Origin of the sequence: Pasteurella skyensis (assembly GCF_013377295.1) — a bacterium.
Lineage (GTDB): Bacteria > Pseudomonadota > Gammaproteobacteria > Enterobacterales > Pasteurellaceae > Phocoenobacter > Phocoenobacter skyensis.
This window is the reverse complement of the sequence record NZ_CP016180.1, coordinates 409,473-424,077: the sequence shown is the minus strand read 5'-3', so window position 1 is coordinate 424,077 and position 14,605 is coordinate 409,473. Positions and strand designations below refer to the sequence as shown.

Below are 14,605 nucleotides of genomic sequence, written 5' to 3'. Positions count from 1 at the left end.
CATTAGTGATAGTATCACCTAGGTTCGTTACCTTAGTATCAACTGCATCAACATAAGCTTTTACTGCTTTCTCTTGAACAAGTTGAGTGGTATCGCCAGTAATTTCGCCTTTACCAACATTTTCACCTAGTTTGACTTTATTTTCATCACTGCCAACGTTAGAACCTGTTAATAATAAACGGTCAGCTAAGTTTGCTTGTGTTACAGCATCACCAATACCAAGCGCCTGTTTCCAATCCGCTCACCATCAGATAAATTGCTTGCATCTTTTTCTGCAAAGGTTTCTCCCACTTTATCGTTTAACTTCGTATCGTTAATGGATAAGGTGTAGGTGTCTTTGTTGTTTGCCGTGGCTTTCGCTAAAGTCAATATGCCATCGTTAGCTGGATTAACTGCAACTTCTACCGCACTTCTTGCTGCATCTTTGATAACTGTGGTACCTGCTGCTGTAAGATTGCTTAAATCTACATTGGCTTTACCATCTAAAGCAGTTGTATTAGCACTAACCTTATCATCTACCGCTTTCACCGCTTTGATTTGTGCTAACTCAGTCGTATCCGCTAAAGTCGCTGTACCAACATTGCCACCAAAGGTCACTTTATTACCTGCAATATTTGTACCGTCTACTTTTAAGTACTCTGTTGCAAGGTTAGTGGTTCCAGTGATGTCTTTCACTTTCGCTGCATCTAAATCTAAAGTGAAGATAGCACCTTTTTCATCCGTTGCTGGCGTGGTTGCGACAGTAATTCCACTATCAGCTACCACTTTCACTTCTTCTTTCGAGGTTTTGCCTACTTTTGTGACTTCAGTAGTTAATGTATCACCTAAATTAGTTACCGTAGTACTAAATCTGTCACTTTAGTATCAACAGCATCTACATAAGCTTTTACCGCTTTCTCTTGAACAAGTTGTGTTCCATTAGCATCACTGATGATAGATTTACCCACATTTTTTCCAAAGATTGCTTTGTTGCCACCAATGTTTGAACCTTCTCTATTAAGATAGGTTGTATTTGGGTTAGTTGCTAAATTATCTAATTTCGCTTTTACTTCATCTGCTAAGGCAACGGTAAACACTCTGCCATCCGCATTTTCATCGGCGTTATTCGCAGTGACGACGATCTCTTTTGATGTGCCTTGAACTTTTTCACGTGATTTCGCTTTTAACTCTGTTAATAACGCATCCGCAATCTTAGCTTCTGTGACCGCATCATTAGCCAGTTTATCCGTTGAAATACCGCCATTTTTAACTGACACTTTGCCATTTGCCACTTCAAGAGTTGAGTTATCCACATTGACTTTTAAGTCAACTTTTCCTGCTGTTGTTGTCGTATCAATGCTGATAGATTGATCTGAACTCGTAATAGCATTGGAATCAAGTTTAGTATCTAACGCTGTTTTAACTTGCGTATCGGTAACTAACTTGCCTGTTGGCGTGGTTAAATCTGCGCCTGTGTTTAACTTAGTTGTCCAAGCGGCAATATCTGTATCACTTAAATTACCCGCGTTTTTATCCGCTTTGTTATTCAGTTTAATTTTATTTAGAAGCGATCTCAGTTTTGCTGCATCAGCGGCTGTTTTTACATCACCAATGGCTTCGTGAATCGTGCCTTTACCTGTACCACCGACATCAGTGAAAGTAATATTGCCGTTTTCATCTATTGCTGCATTACCACCAAAGTTGTTTTTAACTGATTTTGCGACATTACCTAATACGGTATTAGTGGCAAACAGTTGTGAACCGTTAATAGCATCAGTTGATTCTTGAGAAATTTTACCTGAAGCAACATTAATAATTTGTTTTTCGTGAGCGGTTTTACCCACAGACACTACACCATCTGCAAAACCTGTGAAGTCTTTATATTTAAGTCCATTTATAACCTCTTTATCTACTTGTGTAAAGGCTCTGGTTTCTGCTTTTGAGCCTAAGGCGACTGAGTTTTCATTATTTGCAACAGCATCAAAACCTAGAGCAAGAGATTGGTTTGCAACAGCTTGTGAACGATAACCCACAGCTACAGCTTCTTGATCTCCACCGTCAACACCTGCTACAGCCTCCAGACCTAATGCGACAGATCCTTGTGTATAGGTTTTTGACGATTTCCCTATTGCTGTTGAAAAATCTCCATTCGCAATAGAACCAGAACCAGTTGCCATAGATGAAATACCTTTTGCTTGTGTTCCAGCACCTAATGACGTTGCATAGTCAGCTAAAGCCTTTGTTCCACCACCCATTGCAGTAGCGTATTTTCCTGATGAAACTGTATTTGCTCCAGATGCAAATGATGATATTCCTGATGCAGTAGTTTGTTTTCCTATCGCTACTGCCTCTGTACCTGAAGCAGTACCATTAACCATTGCCAAAGAACTTTCTCCTATTGCTGAGGCCGTGTGTCCAATAGCAACTGCGGCGTGACCTGAAGCAACTGAGTCAATTCCCAATACAACAGAATAATCAGATGATGCCGTTGTGTTACTACCTGAGGCAAAGCTATTAAGTCCTTCCGCTTTATTACCGCCACCAATAGCCACTGCATTTTCTCCTTTTGCAATAGCGTTCATACCAATAGCGATTGCACCAATGCCTTTCGCACCACCAACACCATTAGCAGCATCCAAGTTAGTCGTATTACCTTTTTGAACTTGCCCTGTGCCATGTACATGAACATAGGTTTTTACATTTTCTAAATTAGTAATTTTTGTGCCTAATGTATCCGCTACAGAATACAGTTGTGAACCATTAATAGCATCGGTTGAGCTTGCTGTCACAGCACCAGCGGCTACATTCACTAACTGTTTTTCAGCGCCTTCTTTACCAATTGATACCACGCCATTAGGTGTACCCGCAAAGTTGCCATATTGAATACCACTTACCGTTGCCCCTGCAATATCGTCGGAAGCTTTGGTTTCTGCACCTTGACCTAATGCCACTAAATTTGCATTATTTGCAACAGCATCAAAACCTAGAGCAAGGGTTTTGTCTTTAATAGCTTTAGCACGATAACCCATTGCGACGGCTTCTTCTGTACCTTTTGTGTAAATGTCATCAGTTCTATCATTTGGTGTGCCATTATCATCCACACTTCCTGTTCCTGCTACAGTCCCTGTTCCTAGAGCTATTGAACCATCGGTATAAGCCGTTCCTCCTTGTGTTCCTCTTACTTCTCTTACTTTATTTAAAATAAATATAGTTTTCTTTGATTCCTTTTCTGCTGTGTTATGTTCATTTTCATCTAATAGATAGTTCTTTTCATCATCTGAAAAAACATCAGCATAGTCATTTACAATCTCTTGATATTTTTTGCTTGACATTAGATTTATCAGTTTTTGATTAAGTTTTCCTCCTGTTGCTAATGAACTCGCTCCAATCGCTTTTGAAAAATATCCCATTGATGTTGAGCTTTTACCTTGAGCAACTGTATTATCTCCGCTTGATGTTGATTGAACTCCAGAGGCTATTGTTCGCCATCCCATCGCAGTTGCAGCTCTTCCTATTGCTTTATTTTTATTTCCGCCTAAAACTATTGATTGTTGCCCTAGAGCTTCATTACCTGCTCCTAATGCTATCGCTCCCATTTTAGTTGCTTTAGGAGCCTCATATGTCATCTTTATGGTTCCATCAGTTGAGGTAGTAGAATAGGATGAACCTATTGCTATTGTTCCCACTCCTGTTGCTTTTCCTGAACCTAAGGCTACTGCCTGTGACGTGGTCGCTTCCGCATCAAAACCTAACGCTATAGATTGGTTTCCCGTCGCTTTAGCACGATAACCCATTGCCACAGCCTCTTGGTCTCCACCTTTCACACCAGCAACTGTTCCTGTTCCGAGTGCCATTGAACCTGCTGTGTAGGCTTTATTGTTTATACCCTCTAATTTTTCTAATCTTGCTTTTAATGCGTTAAATTCTACATCAGTAACAGCCATTGCCTGTGAACTAAATATAGACACCATTGAAATTACCAAGGCTATTTTTGCAAATTTTGGTAAGAATTTACCCGCTTGTTTTGCGGATTGGCTTTGTGTTTTTGTGGCGCCTTTAGCTAATTCGCTTACGGCGGTGAAAGTTTGTGTTGCTTTGTTAAACACGATTTTGTAGATGCTGTTCATAGTCAGGTATCCTTTTTAGTTGATATCCTTTCCTTAGGACTTTGCTGAGGTTGATGTAAATTCCTTTTACTGCCTCGTGAATATTTTGTAAAAAAATATGTGTAAACTTCCCGATTGTAAAAAAAAACGCAAGCAAAATCGTAGTAATGGAGGTTATTTGGGTGAAAAATAGACAATTTAGAGTAAAAATGGGGTGGTTTTTGATTAGGGGTGTGTGAAATATCGATCACGGGGTTAGTCAAACACCGGTCACTGAGCTCAGGAACCGAGAACGGAAACGTAGTATGATTATTGATCTAATTTGTAAATTTTTATTGAAATGTAACCGCTATGATTATGTCTTATGATGCTTTGTGGAGATTTTTATATCGAGCAACGGGAGGATATACGCAAACAAGTTTGCTAATCCACCCCTACGGTCGATCTTTATAACTTTTTGATTTATAAATGATTTGTAGGGGAGCATTTAATGAGCGAAGCGAGTGGAATATCTTCCCGCAAGCTAAATTAAAATCACAAAACCAATCAAACACCGATCGCTGAGCTTGTCGAAGTGTGAGGTGTTTGGGCACGAGATTTGTTCTGTGAGCGTTCTCTTCCCTTCGATATTTCGACAAGCTCAATAACCGAGAACGGGAACATTGAAATAAGGATATCATATTGTTCATTTTTCCATTGCTAATTCATTTTTAATTATTAAAATACCTTTTTATTTTATATATGGAATATTATGTCTAAAGATACACTATTTTCTGCTCCTATTAATAAGTTAGGGGATTTTACGTTTGATGAATCTGTTGCGGAAGTGTTTCCTGATATGATTCAGCGTTCTGTTCCAGGTTATTCTAATATTATTACGGCTATTGGTATGTTGGCAGAACGTTTTGTTACTGCAAATTCAAAGGTTTATGATTTAGGATGTTCTCGTGGTGCGGGAATTTTGTCGATTCGTCGTAATCTGAAACACGATGATGTTACAATTATTGGGGTGGATAATTCAAAGGCGATGGTAGAGCGTTGTCGTTCTCATTTGAGTGCTTTTCATTCTGATATTGCGGTAGATATTTTATGTGATGATATTCGTGATGTGGAAATTGAAAATGCGTCAATGGTGGTGTTGAATTTTACGTTGCAATTTTTACCTCCTGATGAGCGTTTAGCTTTACTAACTAAGATTTATAAGGGCTTGAATCCTAATGGGGTGTTGGTGCTATCTGAGAAATTTAGCTTTGATAATGATGAAATCAATACGTTATTGGTCGATCTCCATCACCGTTTTAAAGGAGCAAATGGGTATAGTGAATTGGAGATCAGTCAAAAACGTACGGCATTAGAAAATGTGATGCGTACCGATAGTATTCAGACCCATAAATTGCGCCTACAAGAAGCAGGTTTTAAACATTCTGAGTTGTGGTTTCAGTGTTTTAATTTTGGGTCGATGGTGGCAATAAAATAAGCGGTACGATGTGTTCAAAAATTTGCAAATTTTTGTGTTGATGTTACCGCTTATCACTATAAATAATGAATTTATTTGATCTTATAAGCGGTTACTTACTTCGTTTTAGTGATTTAAGATAGTCAACCAGTTTATAAACCCTTGTTGATGGATTCATCTCTCCAGTAGAATCTGCATCATTTTGTGCTTTTTTTGCATTATTTATTGCATTATTAAGTTTAGGTTTAAGCTTAACATAAGGCTGAGTATCAGACTTTCCATACTTTTTCTTGAAATTATTATTCCAATGAATATTTAATTCTTTAATGCAATTCTCCGCCGAAGATTGATTACCTGTTTTCTGAAATCCTTTACGAGTATATTCAAAATGGCATAAATACCAGTATTCAAAACAAGGATAGGAACAAATTATTTCAATATTATTACTGCTCGCTTTGTTAATGGCATTATCAAAATTTGCGTGTCCATCTCTATCAAAAACACAGAAAACTCTGTTATAAATTGTAGATGAACCGCCCTTTTTACTCTCTTTAAATAACTTTATTGCTTGATTAACAACGGAAGTAGGATCACATCCACAATCCCCTGTCACTACAACATTTGCGGAGGAAAGCCCTTCATCTTTGATTAAATCATTAAAATAATTAGGATCTGTTTTTTCGCCTTCTGTGACAATAAGGACTCGATCATAAGGTTTTCTTGACGGCTGTTTTCTTTCTAATTTTAGCTGTTTTCTTTTACTTGATCTCACCATACATACCTACTATTTATTCAGTGGTTTATTCTAAAAAATAAATTCCTTAATTACGGGTTTTCCACCATAACGACCATGCAAATAACTCTCTTCTAAATCTTCACGATTCAATGGGCTAAAGTCACTCAATGGATATAGATTAGTGGCACGATCACTACCTTTTTCACAAAACCAAATTTGATCTCGTCGCAATAATTCTTTTCTTAATACAGATGTCTCATGAGTCGTAAAAATCAACTGTCCATTATTTTTATTATGTTTAGAATTAAATAATGCAACTAGGTAACGAACTAAATCAGGATGTAAACTTTTGTTAAACTCATCAATAATTAATGTATCTCCCTGATTCATTGCATTAAAAATTAAACCTATAAATTCAAATAACTTTTGTGTTCCGTCTGATTCCTCACGTAAATTAATTTTAACTTCATTATCTAAACTGTCTTTATGAATAAAATAAACCTCTACCTGCTCCGATAAATCTTTAAAAATTTCTTCTTTTATTTCTTTTGGAAGAAACTCATCAGGAAAAATTATATTTTCAACGTTTAATTTTTCTAATTTAATATCTACTAAATCAATATCTGCTTGCTGTAAAAAAGAGATAAAAAGAGTTTTGTACTCTTCTTTTTTACACAGTTTTTTTGTAAATTCATTACTAATTCTATCTGCACCAATGACACCTAATTTATGCACAATTGCATTATAAATAGGCTTTAACTGCTCACTATTGAGATGTACTGCTGTTGATAAAAAAAGTTGATCTAAGCGGGTATTTTCTTTCCAAGTAGATTTAGAACCTTTGAAGGATTCTGATTCCTTAAGCCAATGATAAGATTTACTTTTAGTATCATAAATGCGATGGAACCAAGCCTGCTCTCGTCCTTTAGGATAAACACTTAACCACTCTTCATAGACTATTTTTTTATCTGTAGAAAAGCCATACTCTACCAATGCAAATTGTTTCTCTTCTGAGGCTTCATTCGCTAAATTGGCAATAAAGGAAATTTGAAAGGTTGTTGGTTCAATTCGACTTTTAGGATCCAATAAAAAAGGCTCCACCACAATAGGTTCATCTAATTTTTTATGAAAAGATGTTTCTATGATTTGTGTCATTACAAATAGTGCCTTTAATAAATTTGATTTCCCTGATGCGTTGGCACCGTAAATCACTGCTGATTTTAATAGTTCTGGCGTGTTTGGTGCATTTGATGTAAAGGTATTTTGTTGAAGTTCTTTGTATACATTACTTTTCACCATTGACAACACTTGCTGCTCTTTAATTGAACGAAAATTCTCTACAGAAAACTTAACTAACATAGTAACCCCTAATTTAATGCTATTTAATTGCATTTTTTGCAAAATTTTAATACATATTACCAATAACAATAGGAAAAGCAATAGAGTATATTCAATATATTACAAAATTTATAAACAAAAATAAGTGATAAGTTCAAAACAACAACTTAATACTTCCAATCAAGTACACTCAAAAATTTGCAAATTTTTGTGTTGATGTTACCGCTTAAATCCGTTGTCTGGTTGCTCTACTAAAATTAATATAGCAGCATCGCCTCCCCACTCTCTTGGGGCTTGATGAAGTGCGAGTATTTTAGGGTGTTGCACTAACCACAGTGGAATTTGTTTTTTTAGCGCATAAGTGCCATAACCTGTCATTATGCTGGCACAAAATACACCTTCCCGCTCACAGGCAAGAATTAAGCTAGCGAGTTCCATTTTCGCTTGTTTACGTGTTAAACCGTGTAAATCCAAAAAAAGTTCAGGTGTAAAATCACCACGGCGAAGCTGTTTGAGTAAATAAGGATCGATATCTTCTCGACGATATTTTACTTTTTCGTTTTCTTCTGTCAGTAGTGGTTCGTATTCATCAGAAAAGTAGAATAAGGTATCTTCCTTTTCTTTCTGCTCTTTTAATGCTTCTGCTTTACGAGATGGTTGCTTTTTTATGATTACCTTATCTTGTTTGATTTTTTTTGCGCCTTGTACTGCTTGTTGAAACAAGGATAACTCTTCATCATTTAACATTTTATGTCCTTTTAGTTTATCTTGTTATTCTAACACAAAGCGAAATATGGTATAAATACCTTAATTTTTGAATTAGGGAAAAAATGATGTCAGAATATCAATACAACCTTGAACTTTTAGATGAAATTCAGCAAGAGAATATTGCGGATAAATTACATTCTACGTTAGATTTTATGCGTTGGGCATATAGTTATTTTAATGCTTCAGACCTTTATTATGGACACGGTTATGATAATGCGTGGGACGAGGCTCAGCAGTTAATTTTAACCGCTTTGCATTTACCTTTTGATATACCAGAGAAACTCTTTGAGGCTCGTTTAACCTTAGCTGAAAGATTACGGCTTATTGATATTGTTAAACAGCGTTTAGGTTTTCGAAAACCTATTGCTTATCTGACTAATTGTGCAAGATTTGCAGAATTAGAATTTTATGTTGATGAGCGTGTGCTTATCCCTCGTTCCCCTATCGCAGAGTTGATTCAACAACGCTTCACTGGGCTACTTCATTCTGAACCGCAGCGTATTTTAGATATGTGTACTGGCAGTGGTTGTATTGCAATTGCTTGTGCCGAACAGTTTCCTAATGCTGAAATTGATGCGGTTGATCTCTCTATTGATGCGTTAAGCGTGGCTGAAATTAATATTAATAATCATCAGGTTAGCGATCGTGTTATTCCTATACGATCTGATTTATTCAATGAATTACCTCAAGATCAATATGATTTGATTATTAGTAATCCACCTTATGTCGATCAACAAGATTTAGAAAATATGCCTGAAGAATATCACCACGAACCTGAAATGGCTCTTGGTTCTGGTGCGGATGGTTTAGATTTGGTACGACGTATTTTAGTTGATGCACCTAATTATCTTGCCGATAACGGCGTGTTGATTTGTGAGGTGGGTAATACAATGGAAAATCTTGTGGAACAGTTCCCTGATGTACCTTTTAATTGGCTTGAATTTGAAAATGGTGGGTTTGGTGTCTTTAGTTTGACCAAAGAACAATTATTAATGAATCAACCTGTTTTGAGAGGTTATCAGTAAGATTAATTTGCTGATTAAGGAAGATAAAATGAAAGATCCATTATATTTACTACAACATCGTCGCTCGTCTAAAAAATTTACAGATACTGCTCCAAATCAGATGCAGTTGAGTAATATTTTAAAAGCCGCATTAAGAGTGCCTGATCACGGTTTATTAAAGCCTTATCACTTTGTGGTGATTGAAAAAAGTGGTATGCATAAGTTGAAACAATATTTAACGGCTGCTGCTCTTGAATTTGAGATGGGTGAGAATGGCTTAGCAAAAGCAGAAAGTTTAAGCCAAACAGCCCCAATGATTATTGGTGTAGTGGCAAAATATAGTGATAAAAAACCGATTCCACACTGGGAGCAAATGCTCACAGCGGGTTGTGCTACTTATGCTATTCAACTTGCAGCTAATACTCAAGGTTTTGATACCTATTGGTTTACCAATAACTGGGTTGAAGGAACTGCTTTGCGAGAAGCATTCGGTTGTAAAGAAGAAGATAAAATTATTGCATTAATTATGATTGGTGAACCTGCGGACGGTGAACAGGTAAATGTGACTCGCCAGTGTGAAAGTGCTGAGCCTTTTGTTAGTTATATTAAGTAAAACTATGAAAACCATTTTAATTACAGGCTGTTCGTCAGGTATTGGTTATGAAACAGCAAAACTACTGAAACAATCAGGCTGGCGAGTGCTAGCAAGTTGTCGTAAACAAGAAGATGTGCTACGTTTACAACAAGAAGGCTTTGAATGTTTGTTACTTGATGTGACAGATTCACAACAAATCAACACTGCTTTTGAAACGATTCAAGCAAGCGGTGGCTTAGATGCTGTTTTTTGCAATGCGGGCTATGGTTTGCCAAGTATGATCGAAGATGTCTCTCGTCAGGATTTACGTGATATTTTTGAAACCAATGTATTTGGTGTATGGGAAGTGATGAATGAAGCACTAAAAATATTCCATCAACAACAACACGGCAAAATCATTGTTACCAGTAGTATTTTAGGCTTTGCCGCAATGCCTTTTCGAGGTGCTTACAACAGTACTAAATTTGCTATTGAAGCAATGGCGGATACCTTACGTTTGGAGCTAGCGGGTTCTAATATTTTTGTGAGTTTGCTCGAACCTGGTCCAATTCAAAGTAATTTCCGCTCTAACAGTGCCAAACAGTTTGAAAAACTTGATGTGAGTGAATCCCTCTATCAAGAAACTTATCAAAAACATTTAAAATACTTTAATACTAAAGAAAACAAAAACCCTTTTGCTCTGCCACCAAGTGCCTGTGCTGAAGTCTGTTTGAAAATTCTCAATGCAAAAAAACCGAAAGCCCGCTATATGGTAACTTTCCCAACTAAACTATTTTGGGTGCTAAAACGAATGCTACCTACTTGGTTGTTTGATTTTGTTTGTAGGAAGTCGGCTGGGTGATAGTTCACTCTATTACTTTCTTTTGTAATATATTGTTATATTTTGTCTACTATGCCGATAAAAAAGTTTGTTAAATACATATGTACAAGTTTAGCAAACTTTCCTCATTATTTTGTCATTTATGTCCATTAATTTAGTTCTTTGGGCGCTTTTTCCAACTAAAAGTCTCATCATAAGGATTCGGTAAGTTTTTAGATATTTCAATAACACCCTTTTCCCATTCTTTTTTATCATCATGAAATGCCCAAACAATACAAAGATCATCATATTCTGGGTTCGATATTATCCCATTTTTACTTTCTAAATAAAATTTCACTTCATAATGTTTGTACTTTCTTTTTATAATCTCGATTTTAACGGTTTCTATTCTTAAATCGAATTTTAAAAAGGTTTCGTTATTCATTTGTTTGCCAGCTTGTTGCCCCCATGCTCGAATATCTGCTTCATTAGCAAGGTCAAAGCGGTGGCAAGACATCACACATTTGCCTTCAAACATAAAGTAAGCGGTTAATTTTTTGGGTAACTCATCTTCCCAACGTTTGTAGTAGCTTTGTATACCAATGCTGATAGCAAATAAAACACCACCCCAAGTGAGTGCCAATGGCATAAAATTCTTTGCTTCTCTATCGAACAGTAGTAAATAATAGATTATTATTGTAATGGTCAATAAATAAACACTCAGAAATGTATAAAAATGTTTTTTGTTATTGGTATTATCCTTTATGACTTGTGTTAAGGGGTTCTTTTTTATCTGTATATTTTTCAAAAAACTCTTAGAAAAAGGGACCTTTAATAAAAAATATACAGCGAAAGAAAGAAGCAAAGAAAAAATCAAAGCTGTTATTTTTATGGAACTTACATCAGCTAGTGTAAGTGTAGGAAAGCCACTAATACTTTGAAGAACATATTCAAAGAATTTCATGATCTTGTCAGCGTGCTTATCCAATGCTAAATAACTAACGATAAATATGGTTAAGAAAATAATCAACTTTAGTATACTAAAAGATGTGTTTGCTTTTTTCATAGATATTATTCCAAAAGGTGTTTTATTTTTTAACTTTATGGACAATAAACGCTTCTAATTTTGCTCCGATACTATCCATATCGTCAGGTGATAAGTCTTTACCACGCAAATGCTCGGGCAGATTTAGCGTTAAATGCAGGTATTCTGCCCCACGCTGGCAAACTTCAGCAACTAGTTGAACGGGCAATGTTCCGATAATGGTATCGCCTGTGCTTACATCATTAATATCTAGGTGAGATTGGATTTTGTCAATATCTATGCCTTGCTTAGCAATCCAATCTTTTGCCCCTGCATGGCGACTGATAAAGTAGGTGGTCATAGGCTATCTCTCAACTAATGCTAACAAACGTAAAATCCATTCTCGCTGATGTGGTTTTACTTTTTTATTTTTTGGGTTTTTGATTTGTTTTGCATAATGAATATTAGCAATTTCAAACAATAGTTCAATACAACCTCTATCATCAGCATTGTTTTCTAATGCTTCCAACCACTCTGATTTTAAGCTATCAGTAAAATGTTGTTTTGCCTTATCATTGACATCTCTCCAATGATTTTGAACGATGTCATCTAGTAATTTAGCTTGTAGTTCAGAGGCATTGGCTTTGGCTTCTGCTAATTTTTTACTTTCTTCCGCCTGTTTTTTGGCGGTGTCAATAATCTCAGTTAAGCTTTTCGTTTCCTCTTTGGAAAAAGACATAACCCCATAACCCGTTTGCGTTTTTGCACCTGCACCACAATACATTAACGCTTGGTCGAGACACTTAAAAACGTCTTCTATATCAATATCGCTTTTGGGACGTTTAGCAATAGTAAATAAAAATTTAGCCTCTTTCACTGCTAAAAACGGAATTGGGTTAGGGTCGTGCCAGTCGGCAGGGATTTTATCGCTGTCTCTCGTCACATTGCTAATATCACCACCTTTGGCATACCAATCGCCCATATGTGGCGTCATAATATCAACGCTTAAAGTCGGTTGCACGATAGGAATCGCATCAAAAAAGATAAGCTCGCCTACTTGATTATCTCTTTTTTGCTTTTGGGGATCTTTGTCTTCACTACCGAACCATTTTAGCAAGATATCAGTTTTATCATCGGCTTGGTAATATTGCTCAATGAGCGAACGAACTAAGCCTTTAACTTGACTGCCTGATAAATACGGCACACCCAAAGTGTAGTGCCACAGCAAACCGTTTTCGACGGGGTGAGCGTTGCCCATACCTGTGACGAAATGCCCGTCAAGTTGATAGACTTTGCCGTTGCCGCCTTGTGCGTTGGCCAATGCCATTTGGTTTTGGGCATAGCATTTGAGTGCTTCTCGATCACCACAAGCATTTACAAAAACTTTTAGGAAATCTTTTTTCGCATCTTCGTTCGGCTTAAACTTGTCTATCGAATGCTCACCTATATTATATTTGTTGAAAAAACGTTCAAAACGAAGCCCCTTATTCGCTTGCCCCATGTCGGGTAATAGATGCTCGGCATTTGGTGAGTTTGTACTATAAATTGGTAATCCCATGATTTACTCCTAGCAATAGGCTTTGCTAAATTTTTTCACCCAAATCAACAAGGCTTGCGCCTCAGCTTGTGCCACGCGGTAGGTTTTCATATCGCCTTGGGTGATACCGTCAATCAGTTTTTTCTCATAAATTTCGATGTTGGCATACTTCCATTCCACATTAGGATTAGTTTTTTCTTTACATAACCAATCAGACAAAATCTCATACATCTGTTTATGCACACCACCCTTAGACAGATAAAACGCTACCGTTTGCCCTAAACCATTCATCTGTATCATCGCAGGCATTTCATTGGCACGAGCTTTCCATTCATCAAAATCTCTGGGATTAACAGCTTGCACTTTTTCTAAAGCATATTTAGCACGCTCTTGTTCAATCGTTTGAATTGGCATAATTAAACCTCCTTAATATCTATTGTTTTAACGCTACACCAGCCCATACCAACAGTTTCATTACCGCCAACTTGCAGATATTTCTTTTCCTCTAACAGCTTAGTGATGAGTGAAATATCATTTTTTCCAACTAGTCCCAAATACATAATGGTCTCCGATGGCAAGGTCTCTTCGTACCACAAGTTATCGGAGGTTTTTGTGTCAGTATTAAGTACATTTCTTGAGTTGACTGGGGTAGCATAACGGCATAAATAACTAAAGCTATCATTATCTACGATGGCGAGTTGTTCTGTTAAGTGATGTCTGTCGTTTAAAAAAGATTTAAGCAGGTTCAACATGTCGTCTTTTTCAATCTTTTTCACTGTAAAGGCATATTCTTCCAAAAATAATTTTTGCAATTTTTCGTCGGATTTTTGAAAAGTGAGTACCTCGCCTTCATTCACCTCAAGTTTGATATCGATTTTACTCTGGCTGGGAAAAAACCGTTCTATATCTCGGCATAAACGCTCAATAATAGCGGGGCAAGTCACCCAACGAAATTGCCCCGTTAATGAGCGAATAGGTAACAGTAATAATCGTGCATCAGAGATGAGCAATTCTCCCATTTCTCCTGCATTTGAGCTCATACTTGATTTTGGTCCAAAAAGCTTTTTCGTTTTATCATCATTCATATTTACTTCGGCAAAAGCACGTAACGCACCTTTCATACTTGAACCGAAAATACACGGATAAGCGGTATGAGACTCGCGTTGTATAGGTAAGTCCACCACGCCATCGCCATCATTGGCACCTGCATGGATGGAAGTTTGGGCGTGGAGTGCGATTATCGCTGATTTTTGTATACTCATA

14 protein-coding genes are annotated in these 14,605 nt (G+C 36.8%); 4 read left to right on the top strand and 10 right to left on the bottom strand.

Annotation, left to right across the window (positions count from 1 at the left end):
- Positions 1-201: 201 nt before the first annotated feature.
- Both A6B44_RS01990 and A6B44_RS01985 read right to left on the bottom strand, forming a co-directional pair.
- Complete coding sequence (locus tag A6B44_RS01990) at positions 202-765, bottom strand: hypothetical protein (RefSeq protein ID WP_176673443.1); 564 nt, start codon at positions 763-765, stop codon at positions 202-204.
- 68 nt (positions 766-833) lie between these two features.
- Complete coding sequence (locus A6B44_RS01985; RefSeq protein ID WP_176673442.1) at positions 834-4,106, bottom strand: ESPR-type extended signal peptide-containing protein; 3,273 nt, start codon at positions 4,104-4,106, stop codon at positions 834-836.
- Between the two features lie 730 nt (positions 4,107-4,836).
- On the opposite strand from A6B44_RS01985, the gene cmoA reads away from it, so the two are divergent.
- Complete coding sequence (cmoA, locus tag A6B44_RS01980; protein ID WP_090921450.1) at positions 4,837-5,562, top strand: carboxy-S-adenosyl-L-methionine synthase CmoA; 726 nt, start codon at positions 4,837-4,839, stop codon at positions 5,560-5,562.
- A 91-nt stretch (positions 5,563-5,653) separates the two neighbouring features.
- Here the strand turns inward: cmoA and A6B44_RS01975 are convergent, their stop codons facing one another.
- From A6B44_RS01975 to smrB, 3 genes are all read right to left on the bottom strand, one after another.
- Entirely contained in the window at positions 5,654-6,316 is a 663-nt protein-coding gene (locus A6B44_RS01975; protein WP_090921451.1) for an RloB family protein, read from the bottom strand.
- Positions 6,317-6,346: 30 nt separating this feature from the next.
- Entirely contained in the window at positions 6,347-7,636 is a 1,290-nt protein-coding gene (locus A6B44_RS01970; protein WP_090921453.1) for an AAA family ATPase, read from the bottom strand.
- Between the two features lie 198 nt (positions 7,637-7,834).
- Positions 7,835-8,362, bottom strand: coding sequence for an endonuclease SmrB (gene smrB, locus A6B44_RS01965; RefSeq protein ID WP_090921455.1), 528 nt, complete (start codon positions 8,360-8,362; stop codon positions 7,835-7,837).
- A gap of 86 nt (positions 8,363-8,448) precedes the next feature.
- Between smrB and prmB the strand changes: the two genes are divergently transcribed.
- From prmB to A6B44_RS01950, 3 genes are read left to right on the top strand one after another with little or no spacing between them, the layout of a single operon-like run.
- Positions 8,449-9,408: a 50S ribosomal protein L3 N(5)-glutamine methyltransferase gene (prmB, locus tag A6B44_RS01960; RefSeq protein WP_090921457.1), complete on the top strand. Its 960-nt coding sequence runs from the start codon at positions 8,449-8,451 to the stop codon at positions 9,406-9,408.
- A 28-nt stretch (positions 9,409-9,436) separates the two neighbouring features.
- A complete protein-coding gene (locus A6B44_RS01955) occupies positions 9,437-10,000 on the top strand; it encodes a nitroreductase family protein (RefSeq protein ID WP_090921459.1) in 564 nt (187 codons plus the stop codon).
- Positions 10,001-10,004: 4 nt separating this feature from the next.
- Positions 10,005-10,823, top strand: a complete 819-nt coding sequence (locus tag A6B44_RS01950) for an SDR family NAD(P)-dependent oxidoreductase (protein WP_090921582.1) — start codon at positions 10,005-10,007, stop codon at positions 10,821-10,823.
- 133 nt (positions 10,824-10,956) lie between these two features.
- Here the strand turns inward: A6B44_RS01950 and A6B44_RS01945 are convergent, their stop codons facing one another.
- The 5 genes from A6B44_RS01945 to cmr4 are packed head-to-tail and all read right to left on the bottom strand — an operon-like array spanning position 10,957 to position 14,604.
- Positions 10,957-11,847 carry a hypothetical protein gene (locus tag A6B44_RS01945; RefSeq protein WP_090921460.1) on the bottom strand — a complete coding sequence of 297 codons (891 nt, stop codon included), beginning with the start codon at positions 11,845-11,847 and terminating at the stop codon, positions 10,957-10,959.
- A 22-nt stretch (positions 11,848-11,869) separates the two neighbouring features.
- Positions 11,870-12,166, bottom strand: coding sequence for a CRISPR-associated protein Csx16 (gene csx16 / locus A6B44_RS01940; RefSeq protein ID WP_090921462.1), 297 nt, complete (start codon positions 12,164-12,166; stop codon positions 11,870-11,872).
- A gap of 3 nt (positions 12,167-12,169) precedes the next feature.
- A complete protein-coding gene (gene cmr6 / locus A6B44_RS01935) occupies positions 12,170-13,363 on the bottom strand; it encodes a type III-B CRISPR module RAMP protein Cmr6 (RefSeq protein WP_090921464.1) in 1,194 nt (397 codons plus the stop codon).
- Positions 13,364-13,372: 9 nt separating this feature from the next.
- Positions 13,373-13,756, bottom strand: coding sequence for a type III-B CRISPR module-associated protein Cmr5 (gene cmr5 / locus A6B44_RS01930; RefSeq protein ID WP_090921465.1), 384 nt, complete (start codon positions 13,754-13,756; stop codon positions 13,373-13,375).
- A 2-nt stretch (positions 13,757-13,758) separates the two neighbouring features.
- Positions 13,759-14,604: a type III-B CRISPR module RAMP protein Cmr4 gene (gene cmr4 / locus A6B44_RS01925; RefSeq protein WP_090921467.1), complete on the bottom strand. Its 846-nt coding sequence runs from the start codon at positions 14,602-14,604 to the stop codon at positions 13,759-13,761.
- Position 14,605 lies beyond the last annotated feature (1 nt).